Consider the following 20,255-nt stretch of genomic DNA (forward strand, 5'->3'; position numbering starts at 1 on the left):
TGAGGATTAGACAATTTTCTTGATATGAATTACATCCTAATTTTAAAATTTTTCAATCGTGTAAATAGATGTAAAAATTACCATAAATCAAGGACAAAAACAGAGACATTGCTTACCTTTGTTTTAAATTTTGAAGGATGGAAAATTTTTTGAAGCATTTACAAGACGGATATTCTAATAGAAAATATGATTTAGACAAAAAGAAAATTGAAACCTTTATCGATGATTTTTTCAGATTCGTGTTTTTTCTAGAACTTCAAAGATGTGCTTCAGAAGATGAAATCGCCAATAGATTACAACAATTTAAAATAGATTTTATCAAGATTCTGTATTCTGTTTTTGATGACAAAGAAAAAGCCACAGCATGTGGAGAGTATTTTTTTACCAAATTCCCAGAAATCTATAAAACTTTAGAAAAAGACGCTGCTTTTGCCCTAGAAAATGACCCAGCTGCAACCTCTGTAGAAGAAGTCACTTTTTCTTATCCCGGTTTTTATGCGATTGCAATTTACCGATTAGCTCACGAATTGCAACTGGAAAAAATTCCGTTGATTCCTAGAATTTGGACAGAATTAGCACACAGCAAAACAGGAATAGACATTCATCCGGGTGCTACCATTGGTTCGCCATTCTTCATCGATCATGGTACGGGAATTGTAATAGGTGAAACCTCAGAAATTGGAAATGGTGTCAAAATTTATCAGGGTGTTACCTTGGGAGCGCTTTCTGTTTCTAAAGAAATTGCCAATACCAAGAGACATCCTACCATAGAAAACAGTGTAGTTATTTATGCGAATGCTACCATTTTAGGAGGAGAAACCGTGATTGGCGAAAACAGCATCATCGGTGGAAACGTTTGGATTACAGACAGCCTACCGAAAAATTCGGTGGTTTTTCATAAAGGTCAAGTGACGGTGAGAAATAAATTTCCGGGTGATGAACCGATTAACTACTTTATTTGAGGTAAAGGTAAAGGTTGAGGCTAAGGTAGAGGTAAAGGTTGAAACAAGTAAAAACTGAATTTAATTAAGATAACGAAACTTGCAGCCCGACTTGAACGGAGCTCTTTTTAAAATTTTTTTTGGCTCTCTCCTTTAGGAGAGTTAGTAAGGAAAAAATTTTAAAAAAGCGGGAGTGGAAGGCGGTAAAGCTGCCCAAATTAATAATATTTAAAATTTAAAAATATGAAAGTTAACAATGTACTAGAAGTGATAGGCAACACTCCATTGGTAAAATTAAATAAGATTTTCGGGAGTGATGTAGAAGTGTGGATGAAACTAGAACGTCAAAATCCTGGTGGAAGCATCAAAGACAGAATTGCTCTTGCGATGATAGAAACGGCGGAAAAAGAAGGAAAAATTAATAAAGACACACTGATTATAGAACCTACTTCGGGAAACACAGGTGTTGGTTTAGCAATGGTTTGCGCGGTTAAAGGTTACAAATTAGTGTTGGTAATGCCAGAATCTATGTCTGTAGAACGTAGAAAACTCATGTCTGCTTATGGCGCTGAATTTGTTTTAACTCCAAGAGAATTAGGAACGAATGGAGCGGTGAAAAAAGCCTATGAATTGGCTTCTACGATTGAAAATTCATGGATTCCACAGCAATTTGAAAATGATGCGAATCCAGAAGTTCATAAAAATACCACTGCTCAAGAAATTTTGGCAGATTTCCCAGAAGGATTTGACTATGTGATTACAGGTGTAGGAACTGGCGGTCACATTACAGGCGTAACAGAAGTTTTCAAAGAAAAATTCCCGAATCTGAAAAGTTATGCCGTAGAACCTACAGATTCACCAGTTTTAAGCGGTGGAAATCCTGGTCCGCATCCTTTGCAAGGAATTGGTGCTGGTTTTGTACCAAAAGTGTTGAATTCTGAAATCCTAGACGGTGTAATTCAGGTAGAAAAAGCAGAAGCTTATGATTTTGCTAGAAAATTAGCTGCTCAAGAAGGAATTTTAGCAGGAATTTCTACCGGTGCTTCTCTTGCTGCAATTGCTAAGAAATTACAAGAATTACCAAAAGGCGCTAAAGTTTTGACCTTTAATTATGACACTGGCGAAAGATATTGGTCAGTTCCAGATTTGTTTCAAGAAAATGAATCTGAATTGAAATAAATGAAAACGCTCCAAAAATTTGGAGCGTTTTTTTGTTTCTCACTGATTTTGCAGATTAAGCCGATGTTTTCTAAAATTAATTTAACCGCAAAAGAGACAAAAGAAAAGATTGAAAATAAGAAGTTCAAAAGGACAAAAAAGTAAATTTTTGTCCTTTATTTTTTAAACTCTCGCTGATTTAGCAGATTAAGCCGATGTTTTTTAAAATTAATTAACCGCAAAATAGACAAAAGAAAAGATTGAAAATAAGAAATTCAAAAGGACAAAAATTTACTTTTTGTCCTTTATTTTTTAAACTTTAGCTTATTATACTGATGAATATTTTTTTAAAATTTGCTAAATCAGCGAGATATTTTTTTTTAGTTTTCTTCTTCGAAATAGAGCATATAATATTTTCCGTTTTCGTCTTGTCCTTGCTGGATGAGTTTTCGGTCTCCGTGAATGTAAATATGGAAGTTTTTGTCTAGTTTTATGACGCTTTTAAAAATTCTAGCGTTTTTCTTAACTGCTGCATCATTGATGGCGAATTCATCTGACAAAGCATAATCTCTTTCGTCCTCGTATTGGGTTTTGAAGGCATTGAAACTTTGAATGACTTCTTGGTCTCCCAAAACTTCTCCCGTGAATTCTTCCATCTTAAATTCTTCTTTTTCTTTGAAAAAACTCAGCGATTTATTCAAGAAATCAGCTTGGTCTGCTTTGGTGATTTCAAATTCCTGCGGAAGTTGTTTCGTGATGTATTCTTTGTAAAGCGTAAGCGTTTCTTGCGTCTCAAAATATTCGTCTTGACGCTGACGAACCTGCAAGAAATCGTCCATCCAATAACTGGTTTCGGCTCTACTCGTTCCATCAATAATAGACATGAGATAGCCTTGTTCTTTGTTGGTATTGTAAATTAAGCAACCTTTATCTACTTTATTCAAATTGATTCCCTGTAAAGTCTCCAATTCAAACACTTCGACTCCGCTCAGTGTGACATCATTTTTGGTAGAAACTTTTAGGAAAGTATCTTTGTTTTCGGATTTAAAAAGTCCGACTGCGTCATATCTTTCTCCTTTTACGATGCAATCTTTGAAAAAGCAAACATAAAATTCTCCACCTTTGGTTCTAGGATTGGTAGAATGTTCGTACAGCAGTTTTGCCAATTTTTTGGATTGGTTTTCTAACAATTCTGGTTGTTCAAAAATCTCTGAAACGTAAGTAAACACTTTGTTATTCTCGATATTAGAACTATGGAAAAACTCGAAAAAGATTTCGGGTTTAAAATTTTTAAGGAAATAATCTTTGAGCAATGCTTTCATCTCATCTGTGATGAAAACTTCTGAATCTGTGGTTACCAAAGCTTCTTGATGCGTTTGGTTTCCTACGTAATTGATGCAAAGATGTTCTAGCGTGGTTTCTTCTGTGAAAATCATGCTGCGAAAATAGGGAAATTTACGGAGATTTTTTCACGGCCCGGCGAAAGCGGAGCTCTTTTTTCTGTATCATAGTGGTTTCAAATTTCTAGAACTTTTGAAAGAATTACTGCTCTTCAGATTTATTATGCTCGTTATGACAGAAAAAAAGCGGGAGCTGTAGACGGAAATGCCGCCCAAATAAAAACAAAAAAATCCCAACCATTACTGATTGGGATTTGATATTAATATTTAAACGAAGTTTACTTCACTTCTTCGAAATCTGCATCTTGTACATTTTCGCCAGCGTTACCTTGTGTTTGTTCAGGTTGCGGTTGTGCTTCTTGAGTTGCTTTGTACAATTCTTCTGAAGCTGCCATCCAAGCTGCGTCTAATGCTTCTAACTTAGGTTTAATCGCATCTGCATCTTTGGTTTCATAAGCAACTTTCAATTCTGCGTGAGCTGCTTCGATTGCTGCTTTCTTATCAGCAGATAATTTTTCTCCAAATTCTTTTAATTGTTTTTCTGTTTGGAAAATCATTCCATCAGCTTTATTGATGGTTTCTACATCTTCTTTTCTCTTCGCATCTGCTGCTGCATTTTCTTCTGCTTCTTTTTTCATTCTTTCGATTTCTGCATCAGAAAGTCCAGAAGATGCTTGGATTTTTATCGATTGTTCTTTACCAGTTCCTTTGTCTTTGGCAGAAACGTGTAGAATACCATTTGCATCGATGTCAAAAGTTACCTCAATTTGTGGAACTCCTCTTGGTGCAGGTGGAATATCTACTAAGTCAAATCTACCAATTTCTTTGTTATCATTAAACATTGGTCTTTCCCCTTGTCCTACTCTGATGGTTACCGCAGGCTGATTATCACTTGCTGTAGAGAAAACTTCAGATTTTTTAGTAGGAATGGTAGTATTCGCTTCAATTAATTTAGTGAAAACTGAACCCATTGTTTCGATACCTAAAGAAAGCGGAGTTACGTCTAATAAAAGAACGTCTTTTACATCACCCGTTAAAACTCCCCCTTGAATTGCAGCACCAATTGCTACTACTTCGTCTGGATTTACTCCTTTTGAAGGCGCTTTTCCAAAGAATTTTTCTACCGCTTCTTGAATTGCAGGAATTCTAGTAGAACCTCCTACTAAGATGATTTCGTCAATATCAGAAGTGCTCATTCCAGCATTTCTAAGAGCCGTTTTACATGGCTCAATGGTTCTTTGAATTAAATCATGTGCCAATTGCTCAAATTTAGCTCTGGTCAATGTTTTCACTAAGTGTTTAGGACCAGTTGCAGTAGCGGTGATATATGGTAAGTTGATTTCAGTTTGAGTAGAAGAAGACAATTCAATTTTTGCTTTTTCAGCAGCTTCTTTTAAACGTTGAAGTGCAATAGCATCAGATTTAAGGTCTACACCTTCTTCAGATTTGAATTCATCTGCCATCCAGTCGATAATTACGTTATCAAAGTCATCTCCACCAAGGTGAGTATCACCATCAGTAGCTTTTACTTCGAAAGATGCGTTACCATCTACTTCGTACATTTCTAGTACAGAAACGTCATGAGTACCACCTCCACAGTCGAAAACAACTACATTTAGGTCTTTTTTACCTACTTTATCTAAACCGTAAGCTAAAGCTGCAGCAGTAGGTTCGTTGATGATTCTTTCTACTTTAAGACCTGCAATTTCACCAGCTTCTTTGGTAGCTTGTCTCTGTGCATCGTTAAAGTATGCAGGAACCGTAATTACTGCTCTGGTTACTTCTTGACCTAAGAAATCTTCAGCCGTTTTCTTCATTTTTTGAAGAATCATTGCAGAAATTTCTTGTGCTGTATATTCTCTATCGTCTACTTTTACTTTTACAGTATCATTAGGACCTGCTACAACAGGATATGGAACTCTAGAAATTTCTTCTTTATCTTTAGAAAATTGTGTTCCGATGAATCTCTTGATAGAATAAACGGTTTTAGTAGGATTCGTTACTGCTTGTCTTTTTGCAGGATCACCTACTTTTCTTTCTCCATCTTCTGTAAATGCTACAATAGATGGTGTGGTTCTTTTACCTTCTGCATTTGGGATAACTACAGGATCTTTACCTTCCATTACCGCAACGCAAGAGTTGGTCGTACCTAAATCAATTCCGATAATTTTGCTCATAATATTTATATTTTATTTTTTACTTAACTAATTTGACTTGGATTTCTCCAATTTTATACCATTGAGAAAATTGTGACAAATTGACATTTTCTTAAAAATTGTCATCTTTTAAATTCTCCATTTCACTTCTCTATTCCCATGTTTATCATTATATTTGGATAAAACTTTTTACAGATATGCCACAATTCAATCCTAGAGACATTACCTGGTTAGGTTTTAATGCAAGAGTTTTGCAAGAAGCGATGGACGAAACCGTTCCATTACACCTGAGAATTAGATTTTTAGGGATTTTTTCTAATAATTTAGATGAATTTTTCCGAGTGCGAGTTGCAGGACTAAAACGAGCACTAGAACTGAAAGATAAACTTGCAGTAGATACGTTTTTTGACAAACCTCAAAGAATTCTGGACAAAATCAATAAAATTGTCATCAAACAACAGGAAGATTTTGAAAAAACTTGGGACAAAATCCAAGAAGAAATGGCAGAGCAAAAAGTTTTCATTAAAACTCCTAAAAAACTCACCGAAAAACAGAAGGAATTTGTTAAAAAATATTTTGATGAAGAGGTAGAAAGCAACGTCATTCCTATTCTGCTTCATGACCATGTTCAATTGCCCTATTTGCGAGAAAAAAGCCTTTATCTCGGCATTGCAATGCGCAGAAAAGATTGGAAATTTGGTACAAAATTCGCGATTATAGAAGTTCCAGCGAAAGCGAATGGAAGATTTGTCATTTTGCCCACCGAAAATCCTGAGGAAACTGACATAATGCTTCTAGAAGACGTCATCGCTTTCAATTTACCGCATATTTTCTCTTATTTCGGGTATGATGATTTCAAAGCAAACTCTTTCAAGGTGACCAAAGATGCAGAATTTGACCTCGATAATGACATCAGAACCAGCTTTGTAGAAAAAATTGAAAAAGGCATCAAATCCAGAAGAAAAGGAAAACCTACCCGTTTTGTTTTTGACAAAGACATGGATAAATCTTTAGTAGAGTTCCTCATCAAAAAACTCAATCTTACCAAAAGAGACAGCATTATTCCGGGACAAAAAATTCATAATTTCAGACATTTTATGGATTTTCCAGATGTTTTTAAAAATTATGAAAAACCAATCGAGAGAAGTTCTTTTACGCATCCAGAATTCGACCACGAAGGCAGAATTACAGATGTTATCGTAAAAAAAGATGTGCTTCTTACCTTTCCTTATCACACTTTTACACCTGTTATTGACTTGCTGAGAGAAGCTGCAATGGATCCTGATGTAAAATCTATTCAAATCACGGCTTATAGATTAGCCAGCAATTCCAAAATTGTAAACGCACTGATTAATGCCGTGAGAAACGGAAAAGAAGTCACCGTAATGTTAGAATTACGCGCCAGATTCGATGAAGAAAACAATCTAGAATGGAAAGAAAGATTAGAAGAAGAGGGCGTAAAAGTTTTAGTAGGATTACCCAATAAAAAAGTGCATGCAAAACTCTGTGTAATCAAAAAAAGAGTGAATAACAAGACCATTCAATACGGATTTGTAAGCACCGGAAACCTCAACGAAAAAACAGCTAAAATCTATGTAGACCATTTGCTCATGACTTCTAACAGAGCAATTATGGCAGATATTAATAAAGTTTTTAACGTATTCAGAAAACCAAAAATAGACCCAGTTTTAGCATTGAAATCTTGTAATCATTTATTGGTTTGTCCACATTTTATGCGAGAAAAAATTGTTTGGCATATCGACAAAGAAATAGAAGAAGCAAAAGCAGGCAGAAAAGCCGAAATGATAATAAAAGTAAATTCACTTTCTGATAAAGGTTTGATTAAAAAACTTTATGAAGCAGCGGAAGCTGGTGTGGAAATTAAAATGATTGTTCGTGGAATTTTCTGTGCAGTAGAGCAGAAAAACTTCAAGAAAAAAATTCATGCCATCAGTATTGTAGACGAATATTTAGAACATTCTAGGGTGATGTATTTTTACAATAAAGGCAGTGAAGATGTCTATCTTTCTTCTGCGGATTGGATGACGCGAAACCTAGATTACAGAATAGAAGCTGCCGTAAAAGTGAATCAAAAAAATCTAAAAAAAGAACTGAAAGATTTATTAGAACTTCAATTGAAAGGCAACGTAAAAGCCAGATTTCTAGATGAAGATTTGACCAATAAATATGTCAAAAACAATAAAAAACCATTCCGCAGTCAAATAGAAACGTATAAATTTTTGGAAAAGAAGAAGGTAGAAGTATGAAGTATGAAGTATAATGTCTGAAAATATTAAACCATTTTTTTGGATTTTTGTCCCATAAATAATTATGAGTTCCGTAGGAACGATACGTTTGTAGAAAATTATAAAGTATGTAAAAAAGTTCCGTAGGAACGACAGAAAAATGAAACAAGTTATTTTCCTTTTCATATTAGCCACAAATCTTCTTTTTTCGCAAAAGAAAGACAGTTTAATTTTCTCAGAACAACAAAAATTTGAAACCAAAAAACTCATTATTCCCGCTACTTTAATGACAGCAGGAAGCATCGTTTTAACTACAGAAAATAGAGATTTCAGCGTTACAGAAAACAAAAATTTCTTGGCTTTCGGTGGTTATCCCGAAGATTATCTTCAATTTGCGCCTCACGTTTCACTTTACGCTTTTGAATGGGCAGGAATGAAACCTAAAACCGACTTCTGGAACAGAACTGCTATTTTGACAAAATCTGAAATTCTTGTTTTCGGGAGCACTTATCTTTTGAAAAAAGCCATTAAAAAACCTCGTCCAGACGGAAGCAATGAATTTGGTTTTCCGAGTGGTCATACTGCGAATGTTTTTGCTGGCGCCACAATGCTTTCTATGGAATATGGCGAAAATTATCGTTGGGTTCCGTATGTTGCATATTCTGTAGCAACTGGAGTGGGCGTTTTGAGAATTGCTCACGACAAACATTATTGGAGTGATGTGATTTTCGGAGCGGGATTAGGAATTTTATCCACCAAAATCGCTTATTGGACGCATCAATATCAATGGAACAAAAAATCAGAAAAAGACAATCTCACGATTTTATACAAAGAACATTTATAAAATTCTTTAGCAATTAATGAATTAACATACATTTACGTTAAAATTTTTCAACATCTATGAACTTTAAAAAAATATTAGGAACATTGGTTTTGGCTTCGGTTTGTGGTTTTTCGCAAACGCAGCAATTTACCATGAACGACGCCGTTTTAGGACTTAGAACCAATCTTGCCGTGAAAAACATCAGAGATTTTTCTTTCAGCAATGATGGCAAATCTTATCTTCAAATGGTTAAAAACGCTTATCTCATCACAGATATTGCGACCAACAAGTCAGATACATTGGTTTCTTTGTATCAAGTGAATCAAAATCTAAATGCAGACCAAAAACTGAAAGCACTTTCTCCACTGAAATTTTTGAACAATTCTAAAGCTTATTTTTCTCAAAAAGGAAAATATTTTTGGCTTCAAAAAACGGGGAATTCTTGGCAAAAAACAGAATTCGCTTCTATTCCTGAAGATGCGGAAAATGCTCTACTACTTCCTGATAATCAAACGATTATTTACACCATCAAAAATAATCTTTTTGCAAACATCAATGGAAAGACTTTGAAAATTACAGATGACCAAAAGGAAAATATCATCAACGGACAATCGGTTCACCGAAATGAATTCGGAATCGATGGAGGAATTTTTGCAGCGCCAAATTTTCAAAAAATTGCATTTTACAGAATGGATCAAAGCATGGTTACAGACTATCCAATCATCGATTGGAGCGTAACTCCTGCAGAAAACCACAACATCAAATATCCGATGGCTGGGAACAAATCTCACGAAGTTTCCATCGGAATTTTTGATGTAAAAACTCAAGCCAAAAAATTCTTAAACATCGAAGGCGACAAAGAGCAATATTTAACCAGCGTAACTTGGAGCCCTGATTCTAAATCTATTTTCGTGGCGGTGCTGAACAGAGCTCAAAACCACATGAAACTGAATCAATATGATGCCGAAACAGGAAATTTAGTTAAAACACTCTTCGAAGAAAAAGATGAAAAATATGTAGAACCTCAGCATCCATTAACCTTTTTACCTGGCTCAAATAAAGATTTTATTTGGCAAAGTCAAAGAACGGGTTATAATCATTTATTTTGGTACAACATAGACAAAGGTTTGGTAAAACAAATTACCAAAGGAGATTGGTTAGTAAACGAAATTTTAGGTTTTAACGAAAAGAAAAAAGAAATTTATTTCTCTTCGACTAAAGAAACGCCACTTGAAAAACATTTGTACAAAGTAAATTGGCAAACAAGTAAAATCACCAGATTAGACAAAGACGCTGGAATTCACAACGGAATTTTGAGCAAAGACGGAACATATTTATATGATGTTTTCTCCAATGCTTCTACGCCAAGAATTGCCAATATTATCAATACGCAATCGCTTCAAACCAAAAATATTTTAACAGCAGAAAACCCACTGAAAAATTTCCAAAGACCTGAAATTCAGAATATCACCCTGAAAGCAGACGACGGAACGCCATTGTATGGAAAACTGATTTTGCCGACTGATTTTGATAAAACTAAAAAATATCCTGTAATTGTCTATTTATACAATGGACCTCATTTACAATTGGTTACCAATAACTTCCCAGCTTCTGGAAATCTTTGGTATGAATACATGGCGCAACGTGGTTACATTGTCTTCACGATGGACGGAAGAGGTTCTTCTAACCGAGGAACACAGTTTGAACAGGCGGTTTTCAGAAACCTAGGTGAAACTGAAATGAAAGACCAATTAAAAGGTGTAGAATATTTAAAATCTTTGCCTTTTGTAAATGCTGAAAAAATGGGAATTCACGGTTGGAGTTTCGGTGGATTTATGACCACAAGTTTTATGCTGAAATATCCTGAAGTTTTTAAAGCGGGAGTTGCAGGTGGACCTGTAATCGACTGGACTCTATACGAAATTATGTACACAGAACGTTACATGGACACGCCAAAAGAAAATCCTGAAGGTTACGCAAAAGCTAATCTTTTAGACAAAGTTCAAAACTTGAAAGGAAAATTACTCATGATTCACGGTGCGCAAGATGATGTAGTGGTTTGGCAACATTCTGTAAAATTCCTGAAATCTGCAGTTGACAAAGGCGTTCAGTTAGATTATTTCGTTTACCCTGGTCATCCTCACAATGTTTCTGGCAAAGACAGAGTGCATTTAATGCAAAAGGTTACGGATTATTTTGATTTGTATTTAAAATAGTTTTAACTGCAAATCGAAGATTCGACGAAGTCAAAAGAGACAAAAGAAAAGTTTAAAAATAAGCAATTCAAATGCAAAAAAAAGAGCAAAAAGATTTTTACTTTTTGCTCTTTTGTATTTCTTAAACACAAAGAAAATCTTTTGTGCCTTTTGTGGTTTAAAACTAATCTACTTTTTTCAAATCCAAATCTCCAAAGTCAAAAGAGAAATCCGTAACATCTGAAATCGGTTTCATTTTGGCAGAAACTGCTTTTCCGTTTTCATCGAAATTAAGGGTTAAAAAAGCATCTGCATCATAACTTCTATCATCCCATTTGATTACGAAAGTATCTTTAGAATAAGGCAAAACTTCGCCTTTTAATCGTTCTGAAGATTTACAAATAATTCTAAAACCTTTCTTTTCTTTAGAAATTACCACATCACCAAACCAAGCATCCCTATACGTCCCTACAAATTGTTCTGGAGCTAGTTTTGCACTTCTGTCTTTTTGGTAAGCAAATGCTTTAGCATAAGTTTCAGCCTTTTCTTTGTCATATTGAGCATTTCCTTTTGCGTATCTTTCTGCATAGGTTTTCAACCAATTTCTGTCTTCAATTCCTAAATACGCATCTTTTACCGTATTGGTAATCGTGTTAAAAGCCACCCCTTGTTGTTGATTCGTGAGCACTACAATTCCTAAATTCAAATCTGGAATTAACGTAAATTGCGTAACTGTACCGATTAAACCACCTGTATGCTGAATCTGACGGTGACCTTTTACATCAGAAATAAACCAACCTAAACCGTAACCGTAAAATTTAGTATCATAAGGATTTTTAGCAGCCATAGGAATGGGTTGTTGAATTTGCCAAAGAAGATTCGCATTTTTTTCAGAAACCAAACGTACTCCATCTTTGGTGACAAAACCGTTCATTAAGAAATTCGCCCAAGTCGTCATGTCTGTAATGTTGCTCAAAATTCCACCAGCTGCATTGGCTGTTTCGTTCCAATCGTGAGGAACTGCAACTGCTTTTCCATTGACTGGAGCATGTGCATCAATTTTATTTTCTATAGATTTTGCACGGTTATAAGAACCGAAACTTGCTGTCATTCCTACCGGTTTCATAATTTTTTCTTCGATGAATTCTGCCCAAGTTTTGCCAGAAATTTTGTGAATAATTTCACCTGCTACTATAAACATCACATTGTTATAATCCATTGTATTTCTGAAAGAATGCGCTGGTTTCAAATAACGAACACTGTGCAATAATTGCTCTGTAGTCATGGTTCCTCCTTCTGGAAAAAACATTAAATCTCCTTGTCCAAGACCTAGACCAGCTCTATGTGTCACCAAATCTTTGATGGTAAGCTCTTGCGTCACATAATCGTCATACATTTTGAAATCTGGTAAAAATTTGGTCACTTTATCATCCCAATTCAGTTTTCCTTCGTCTGCTAAAATTGCTAAAGCAGTGCAAGTGAAACCCTTAGAATTAGAAGCAATTCCCACCAAAGTTTCTGGTGTCATGGGTAAATTATTGTTAAGAGAACGCACTCCGAAACCTTTAGAATAGATGACTTTTCCGTCTTTTAAAACGCCAACAGACATTCCGGGAACATCAAAAGTTTTAATGGTATTTTGGATGAGTTCGTCTAGTTTTTGCTCTGAAATTTGACTAAAAAAGAATAATGAGCAAAGAATAAAGAACAAAGAAAATGATTTTTTCATGCTGATTTTTTTGAATTTCTGTAAAGGTAAGATTTTTTGTAAATTTGGATAAATTATCAACCAATGAAAACCACTTTTTGTCTACCAATTCTACTTCTAGCCATTTTATCTTGCTCCAAAAAACAAGAAGAAAAAATAGAAGTATTCAACAAACCAATAATTACAAGTGAAAATTCTACGGATAGATTCTTTCCGAAAGAAAAAACAGTGGAAAAATTTGATACTTTAATCGTTGATAAAAATATAGAAATTAGCATCACCAAATCTTATTTAGATAGTTTTGTAACCACTGAATTTGAAAATGAAGGCAAAAAACAGGTGGATAAATACAGAGATGCAGAAATTTCACTGAAAATAAAACAAGACAACAAAACTCTTCTAGACACTTTATTTAGAAAAGAAGATTTCAACAATTACATTGACAATAATTTTCAAAAAATTGCAGTTTTCCATGGTTATTGGTTAAATGAAATTGATAATGAAAAGATTCAATTTTTCGGAACGATTGCAAAACCAGAAACAGATTGGGCGTTTGATTTTCATCATAATTTTTATTTTAAAAATAAATCTTTAAAAACCGAAATCATAGAAGAAACCGAAGAATAATTCTAAAAAAAATCTCGCAGATTTAGCAAATTAAGCAGATAAAATCTACCAAACCAGTTAAATCAGCGAGAAATATAAAATTTATGAGTTATTATTTCATTGCTTTTTCGTAGTAATCAGAAGCTACATTCCAATCGATTACGTTAAAGAAAGCTTCTATATAATCTGCTCTTTTGTTTTGATATTTCAAATAATAAGCGTGTTCCCAAACGTCCATTGCCAAAACTGGAGTTCCAGAAATAGACATTCCCGGCATTAAAGGATTGTCTTGATTTGCGGTACTTCCTACTTTCAATTTTCCTGAAGCATCAGTAACCAACCAAGCCCAACCAGAACCGAATTGTTTCGCTCCTGCATCAGAAAACTGCTTTTTGAAATTTTCGAAACTGCCGAAATCTCTATTGATGGCATCTGCTAATTTTCCGCTTGGTTTTCCAGTAGAATTTGGTGTCATTAATTCAAAATACAAATTGTGATTATAGTAACCTCCCGCGTTATTTCTTAATGCAGCATTGCTGTTATCAAGCGTTTTCAAGACTTCTTCTATGGTCATATTCGCTTGAGGTTTTCCTTCAACTGCTTTATTTAAGTTGTTCAAATAACCAACATAATGCTTAGAAAAGTGAATGTACATGGTTTTTGCATCTACATATTTTGAAAAAGCATCATATCCATGTTTCAGTGTTTTTATTTTGAAAGCACCTGAATTTGCAGTAACATCAGAAGGTTTGCCATAATCTGTAGATTCTACATTCACTACAGGTTGCGCTGTATTTCCCACTACCGCTACACAAGAAGTAACCGCAGAAAAAGCGATGGCTACAAAAGCCCATTGAACTAATTTTTTCATATCTAAAAGATTAAATTTTTAAAAATTGAATTTCCCAAAAATAGCAAAAAAGTACCGAAAATAGGTCAATTTTTCATTAACAAAATCTATAATTTGGTTTGATAGATTTATTTTAAATTTAAGCACTCTCTCATTCTATAATTCTACTACTCTATCACTCACATTTTGTACTTTTAACTTTACGCTTCGTACTTATAAAAATCTTACCTTTGTAAAAAGTAAAAAAGTAAAATGGAAAGTAAAAAAGAATTCTTCTTAGAATGTTATAAACTTGGGATTATAAAATTCGGCAGATTTACATTGAAATCCGGCATCGAAAGCCCATTCTATGTAGATTTAAGACCTCTCGCTTCTGAGCCAAAAATCTTAAAACATTTGGCCAATTATCTTTTAGAAATGCTTCCTTTAGATAATTTTGATGTGATTTGTGGTGTTCCTTACGCTGCATTGCCTATGGCAACAGCTATGTCTTTAGAAAGTTATATTCCTTTGATTATCAAGAGAAAAGAAGCTAAAGAATATGGAACCAAAAAACTCATAGAAGGTATTTATAAATCTGGACAAAACTGTCTATTGGTAGAAGATGTAATCACTTCTGGAAAATCTTTGGTAGAAACCATCGCCGAAGTAGAAAATGAAGGGTTAAAGGTTTCTGATATTGTAGTGGTTCTAGACCGTGAACAAGGTGGAAAACAACTTTTACAAGAAAAAGGCTATCATGTTCATACGCTTTTCAGCATTTCTGAAGTGGTAGAAATTTTAAAAGAAGTAGACCATCTTACGGAAGAAGAAGTTCTAAGAATTAATGAATTTATCGCAGGAAATAAAATTGAATTCAAAGAAGAAAAAAGACTTTCTTACGAACAAAAATTAGAAAATTGCGAACATTCTGTTGGTAAAAAAATCTTAGAAATTGCGATTGCTAAACAATCTAACCTTATCGCTTCTGCAGATGTTACTACGACCAAAGAATTGCTAGAATTTGCAGAAAAAGTTGGTCCACACATTGTAGCTCTGAAAACACATATTGACATTATTTCTGATTTTGACAGTGATAAAACCATTCTTCCTCTAAAAGATTTAGCAACCAAGCATAATTTTCTTTTGATGGAAGATAGAAAATTCGGCGACATCGGGAATACTCAGGAATTACAATACAGAGGCGGAATGTATAAAATTTCGCATTGGGCAGATTTGGTTACTTCTCACGTGATTGCAGGCTATCAAAGCATTGATTGTTTCATGAATTCTGGGGTAATTGCTATTCTTTCTATGTCTTCAAAAGGTGCACTAACTGACCAAAATTATAGAGCAGAAGCTTTAAAAATAGTAGAAACGCATCCTAACATTATCGGTTGTGTGGCTCAAAATAAAGTTCCTACCAATGTTTTACTTTTTACTCCTGGAGTAAATATCAGTTCCAAAGGTGATGACAAAGGCCAACAGTACAATACACCGGAACATGTTTTCAAAAATTTACATACAGATTTCGTGATAGTAGGTCGAGGAATTTATAAAGCTGAAAATGTAGAAAAATCTGCAAAACTCTACAAATTAGAATCTTGGAATGCCTACCTAAAATCGATCTAAATGGATAAAAAAAAGAACATACAATTCTATTCGCCTACCGAAGAAAAATTAAACATTTGGTCTCATGCTTTCGGGATTTTCTTGAGCATCATCGCTTTGGTTCTATTAATCATTAAGGCGGTGCAACAAGACAACATCTGGATGATGATAAGTTTCCCAATTTTTGGGTTGAGTTTAATTTTATTATACCTCGCTTCTACACTTTATCATGCTTCAAAAGAACCTCAAAAGAGATTTAAGCTCAAAGTTTTCGACCATGCTGCTATTTATGTTCTTATCGCAGGAAGTTACACGCCTTTTACATTGGTCAGTTTAAACGGAGAAACGGGTTGGCTTATTTTTTCAATGGTTTGGGTAATGGCTTTTACAGGAATTATTCTCAAATTATTTTTCACAGGAAGATTTAAAGTTGTTTCTACAGCAATGTACGTTTTGATGGGTTGGTTGATTGTTTTTTATTTCCAAGACTTAACCGCTAGTTTACACGAAAAAGGAGTATTTTACCTAATTCTTGGTGGAGTTTTATATACCATTGGTGCAATTTTATACAGCATTAAGAAAATAAAATTCAATCATGCTATTTTCCATTTTTTTGTTTTAGCAGGGAGTTTCTGTCACTTTTTATCAATTTATTTATACGTCTAGCTAAAGAAATTGAGCAACTTAATTTTACTTTTTGTCTGTCTGATTATAGGAATTGTTTTAAAAAAGTCTAAAATAATTCCCGAGAATTTTCACACCTCATTGAATGCATTTGTGATTAATATTTCGCTTTCTGCATTTTCGCTGTATTATATTTCAAAAATAGAACTCAACAGTTCGGTGATTTATCCAGTTTTAGTAGTTTGGATAGGAATTTTTGCTGCGATATTATTTTTTGCAGGATTAGGAAAAATTTTCGGTTGGAAATCTTCTTTAATTGGCGCTTTGATTATGTGTGCAGGTTTCGGAAATACTTCTTTTGTTGGCATTCCTTTAATCCAAGCCATGTACGGAGAAGAAGGCTTAAAAACCGTGATGCTGGTAGACCAACCTGGATTTGTTGCTCTTTCGACAGTAGGAATTTTAGTCGCCAATTTTTATTCTGGAAGCAAAGATTCTCTACTCAAACATCTTTCTAAAATTTTAAAATTTCCTCCATTTATTGCATTTGTAATCGCGTTATTGCTGAATGTTTTCTCCATAGAAATTCCAAAAGATTTTGACGAAGTTTTAATGAAATTGGGCGCAACTACTGTTCCCCTCGCTTTGGTTTCTGTGGGAAGTCAAATGCAATGGAAAAAAATTGAGAAAAAAGAAGGATTTCATCTTTTCATCGGTTTACTTTTCAAACTCGTTCTTTTGCCTTTATTGATTTTGGTGATTTACAAATTTATTTATCATCAAAGTGGAGACGTTATAGACATTTGTATTTTAGAAGCCGCGATGGCACCTATGATTACAGCGGCGATTATTGCTTCTGCTCATGATTTAGAACCAAAATTTTGCAACTTGATGGTTGCGGTGGGAATTCCTCTATCTATCCTTACTGTGGGAATTTGGCATCTTATTTTACCTTTTCTATAATTTAAAAAGATAAAAACTTCCGATTTATTTCTTTGAAAATATTCATCCCAGAAAGGAATTATCATTCTCAAAATCCATTTTCAATAAAATTCAAAAATTGTTGATAAAATGTAATATTTTTTCGGATTTATGTAAGTAATTTCAATAGTTTCTCTCTATATTTGATTTTCTAAAATCAATGAAGAAGAAGACCATCATTTTACTGTGTTTACTGCTTAATCTTTTTGCTTTCTCGCAGAAAGATTCTATCATTATTGACGCAAAAATTTCATCAGGAACGCTTTCTGTAAGAGAAAAAATCTATTATCAAAACAAATCTGAGAGTGAACTAACACATCTTAAACTTCAAAATTTCACCGCAGCTTATAAAAGCAGAAATAGGCCTCTTGTAAGAAGAAAATTAGAAGACCGAAAAAAGGATTTATATTACGCAAAACCCAATGAAAGAGGCAGATTGGTTTATCTGATGATAGACAAAAAACCGTATGAAGGTGTTTTAGATGATGAAAATCTTTTTATAAAACTCCCAAAACCTTTAGCTCCCAATGCTTCTACTGAACTTTCGTTAGAATATTCTGTGATTTTGCCGAGTGCTCAGTTTACAGGTTATGGAATTGGGAAAAATAATACTTTGCTCAAATATTTTTTCTTGGTTCCAGACAGTTTTGACCGAGATAATTTCCTTGAAAAATATTACAAAGATTTAGAAGAAAACGTAAATGTAAATACTTTTTACCGAGTAAAATTTGAAAATTCCGGTCAAAATATCAGCAGCAATTTAACAGAAGTTGCTCCTAATATTTTTGAAGGAAAACTGAATAAAGATGTAGAATTTTTGATTGCTGACCAAGAAAACTATCAGCTAGAAACCATCGTAGACGGACAAAAACATTTGGTAGAATTGGGCTATCCTGTTACGGAGCAAGAAAAAGAACTGATCGCGTTTTACCTTCCGCTTCATCTTCATTTTATCAAAGAAAAAACAGGATTTTTGCCAGAAAAAATCTTCATCAGTGAAAAATTTAAGTCCAAAAATGATTTCTTCGGGAATGATGACATTAAATTCTGGAAATTTAAGTTCCAAATGTTTACCGATGCCGAAAAAATAGATATGGATTATTTCAGCATTGTTTCTCAGCAAGTTGCAGAGCAATTATTCGTTTCTAATAAAGAAAAAAATCACTGGATTACGAACGGACTTAAAACGTATTTAGAAATTCAGTATTTGAAAAAAAATTACCCCGACCATAAAATATTAGGAGCACTTTCTGATTATAAAATACTGGGAATGAAACCATTAAAACTTTCATTTGCTTCTCGATTGAAGTTGATTGAAAGATACGGTCTTGCTTATCAATACATTACGGCGCAAAACCTTGACCAAAAAATCGACGAAAAATTTTCGGATTTAAGTAATTTTAATGAAATGGCGATTAGCCAATTCGAGACGGGAAGCCTTTTTACCTTAATTGCCGAAAAAATGGGCACTTCTTATTTTGACAATTTCTTAAAAGGTTATATCGCCAAAAATCAAACTTCTGAATTAGACAAAAGAGATTTTCTAGACCAACTCACGGTAGCTTCTGGTTACTCTTCAGAATTTTTAGAAAAATACGTCAAAAGAAAGCAAAGAATCAATTTTAAACTCGATGATTTCGAGAGAAAAGATAACGTCATCAACATTAATGTTTCTAAAAATACAGCGCAGAATATTCCTTTTAAATTAGAAACTTTTCATGAAGATGGCAGCAAAAAAACTTTTTGGTATGATACGAATTATCAGAATAGTTCTTGCGGTTACGTAATTCCAGATAATGAAGCGGTAAAAATCGTCATTAATGATTTATATGCTTTCCCAGAAAATAATTTTAGAGACAATTATCTATATACCAAAGGAATTAAAGACAATGCCAAAAAACTAAGATTTAAACTCATTCCAGACAATCCGAATGCAGAAATTAACGAAGTTTATCTTACGCCAGGAATTGCGTGGAATAATTATGACAAATTATTACTGGGAATAAGATTTAAAAATAAATCACTGATTGACAAGAGGTTTCAATATCTGGTTTCGCCGTTTTTCAGTACAGGAAGTAAAGATATTAATGGTTCTCTTAATGCAGTCTATAAAATTCAGCCTGCGGAAAGTTTCTTCCGAACGCTTACTTTAGAATTTTCTACGGCTAAGTTCAATTATGATTTTGGTTTGTCTTATAAAAAAATGAGTTTTGCCAGCCAAATGTCTTTTAACAAAAACCCAAGGAGTCAGATTTCTAGAAGCTTATCTGCATCTTACAACTTTTTCGAAAGAGATTTAAGCCCCGAAATGATTGCAGAAAATGATTATGCTAAATACAACATTTGGAATCTTGGTTTCGTGTATTCAGACAATAATGTGATTAGAGAAAAGTATATTTTCGGAAATTTCCAATACATGGAAGATTACGCAAAACTTACTGAAGAAAGTTATTACCGATTAGAATATGCCAAAAACAAAAAACTGAGTTTACGATTTTATGGTGGATATTTCTTAAAAAACCATACCAGAAATAATAATTTTGACATCGGGATTTCTAAAGTTTCCAACTATGCTTTCTCTTATAATCTCTTGGCTCAGAGTGCAATTAGCGGAATACTTTCTCAGCAGTTTATTATGGCAGAAGGTGGTTTTAAATCTTATATTAACGGAACTGTAGACCAATGGATGCTCACTCATAATGTAGAAGCCAACGTTTGGAAGATGATAGACGTTTACGCAGATTTTGGCGTATATAAAAACCGTGCGCATTCTCCAAAATTCATTTGGGATAGTGGAATAAAATTTAAGGTCATTCCAGATTTTATAGAAGTATATCTACCTGTACAATCCAGTCTGGGTTTCGAACCGAAATTTAAAGACTATGGCAATAGAATAAGATTTACCTTTAATCTAAATGTAGGTGCGCTGATTGGATATTTCAGACGAGGCTGGTACTAAATAAAAAAAGGTTGCTCT

The 20,255-nt window shown here is 33.9% G+C and carries 14 protein-coding genes; 10 read left to right on the forward strand and 4 right to left on the reverse strand.

Annotated features, from left to right (window positions below; all coding sequences use genetic code 11):
• Positions 1–137: 137 nt before the first annotated feature.
• Complete coding sequence (gene epsC / locus QO190_RS09705; protein WP_371462993.1) at positions 138–962, forward strand: serine O-acetyltransferase EpsC; 825 nt, start codon at positions 138–140, stop codon at positions 960–962.
• 222 nt (positions 963–1,184) lie between these two features.
• On the forward strand, positions 1,185–2,120 hold the full coding sequence (cysK, locus tag QO190_RS09710) for a cysteine synthase A (protein WP_371462991.1): 936 nt from the start codon (positions 1,185–1,187) through the stop codon (positions 2,118–2,120).
• 359 nt (positions 2,121–2,479) lie between these two features.
• Here the strand turns inward: cysK and QO190_RS09715 are convergent, their stop codons facing one another.
• Both QO190_RS09715 and dnaK read right to left on the reverse strand, forming a co-directional pair.
• Entirely contained in the window at positions 2,480–3,535 is a 1,056-nt protein-coding gene (locus QO190_RS09715; protein ID WP_371462989.1) for a nucleoid-associated protein, read from the reverse strand.
• A 242-nt stretch (positions 3,536–3,777) separates the two neighbouring features.
• Positions 3,778–5,676, reverse strand: a complete 1,899-nt coding sequence (gene dnaK, locus QO190_RS09720; protein ID WP_371462987.1) for a molecular chaperone DnaK — start codon at positions 5,674–5,676, stop codon at positions 3,778–3,780.
• A gap of 176 nt (positions 5,677–5,852) precedes the next feature.
• Here dnaK and ppk1 point away from each other — a divergent pair, with 176 nt between their 5' ends.
• The 3 genes from ppk1 to QO190_RS09735 all read left to right on the forward strand — a co-directional run bounded on the left by ppk1 (position 5,853) and on the right by QO190_RS09735 (position 10,940).
• On the forward strand, positions 5,853–7,922 hold the full coding sequence (ppk1, locus tag QO190_RS09725; RefSeq protein ID WP_371462985.1) for a polyphosphate kinase 1: 2,070 nt from the start codon (positions 5,853–5,855) through the stop codon (positions 7,920–7,922).
• A 139-nt stretch (positions 7,923–8,061) separates the two neighbouring features.
• Positions 8,062–8,745 carry a phosphatase PAP2 family protein gene (locus QO190_RS09730; RefSeq protein ID WP_371462983.1) on the forward strand — a complete coding sequence of 228 codons (684 nt, stop codon included), beginning with the start codon at positions 8,062–8,064 and terminating at the stop codon, positions 8,743–8,745.
• A 56-nt stretch (positions 8,746–8,801) separates the two neighbouring features.
• On the forward strand, positions 8,802–10,940 hold the full coding sequence (locus tag QO190_RS09735; RefSeq protein ID WP_371462981.1) for a DPP IV N-terminal domain-containing protein: 2,139 nt from the start codon (positions 8,802–8,804) through the stop codon (positions 10,938–10,940).
• Between the two features lie 163 nt (positions 10,941–11,103).
• Here QO190_RS09735 and QO190_RS09740 read toward each other — a convergent pair whose 3' ends face one another.
• Positions 11,104–12,648 carry a serine hydrolase gene (locus tag QO190_RS09740; RefSeq protein WP_371462979.1) on the reverse strand — a complete coding sequence of 515 codons (1,545 nt, stop codon included), beginning with the start codon at positions 12,646–12,648 and terminating at the stop codon, positions 11,104–11,106.
• A gap of 63 nt (positions 12,649–12,711) precedes the next feature.
• Between QO190_RS09740 and QO190_RS09745 the strand changes: the two genes are divergently transcribed.
• A complete protein-coding gene (locus QO190_RS09745; RefSeq protein WP_371462977.1) occupies positions 12,712–13,254 on the forward strand; it encodes a DUF4738 domain-containing protein in 543 nt (180 codons plus the stop codon).
• A gap of 91 nt (positions 13,255–13,345) precedes the next feature.
• Here QO190_RS09745 and QO190_RS09750 read toward each other — a convergent pair whose 3' ends face one another.
• Complete coding sequence (locus QO190_RS09750) at positions 13,346–14,104, reverse strand: superoxide dismutase (protein WP_371462975.1); 759 nt, start codon at positions 14,102–14,104, stop codon at positions 13,346–13,348.
• A 231-nt stretch (positions 14,105–14,335) separates the two neighbouring features.
• Between QO190_RS09750 and pyrF the strand changes: the two genes are divergently transcribed.
• The 4 genes from pyrF to QO190_RS09770 all read left to right on the forward strand — a co-directional run bounded on the left by pyrF (position 14,336) and on the right by QO190_RS09770 (position 20,237).
• The gene (gene pyrF, locus QO190_RS09755; protein WP_371462973.1) at positions 14,336–15,694 is read left to right on the forward strand and encodes an orotidine-5'-phosphate decarboxylase; all 1,359 of its coding nucleotides are present in this window, start codon (positions 14,336–14,338) and stop codon (positions 15,692–15,694) included.
• Positions 15,695–16,339 carry a hemolysin III family protein gene (locus QO190_RS09760; protein WP_371462971.1) on the forward strand — a complete coding sequence of 215 codons (645 nt, stop codon included), beginning with the start codon at positions 15,695–15,697 and terminating at the stop codon, positions 16,337–16,339.
• Positions 16,340–16,348: 9 nt separating this feature from the next.
• The gene (locus QO190_RS09765) at positions 16,349–17,260 is read left to right on the forward strand and encodes an AEC family transporter (RefSeq protein ID WP_371462969.1); all 912 of its coding nucleotides are present in this window, start codon (positions 16,349–16,351) and stop codon (positions 17,258–17,260) included.
• A gap of 178 nt (positions 17,261–17,438) precedes the next feature.
• Positions 17,439–20,237 (forward strand): aminopeptidase, encoded by a 2,799-nt coding sequence (locus QO190_RS09770; RefSeq protein WP_371462967.1) that lies wholly within the window; start codon positions 17,439–17,441, stop codon positions 20,235–20,237.
• The last annotated feature ends 18 nt before the right edge of the window (positions 20,238–20,255 follow it).

Origin of the sequence: Cloacibacterium sp. Arc13 (genome assembly GCF_041431305.1) — a bacterium.
Lineage (GTDB): Bacteria > Bacteroidota > Bacteroidia > Flavobacteriales > Weeksellaceae > Cloacibacterium > Cloacibacterium caeni_B.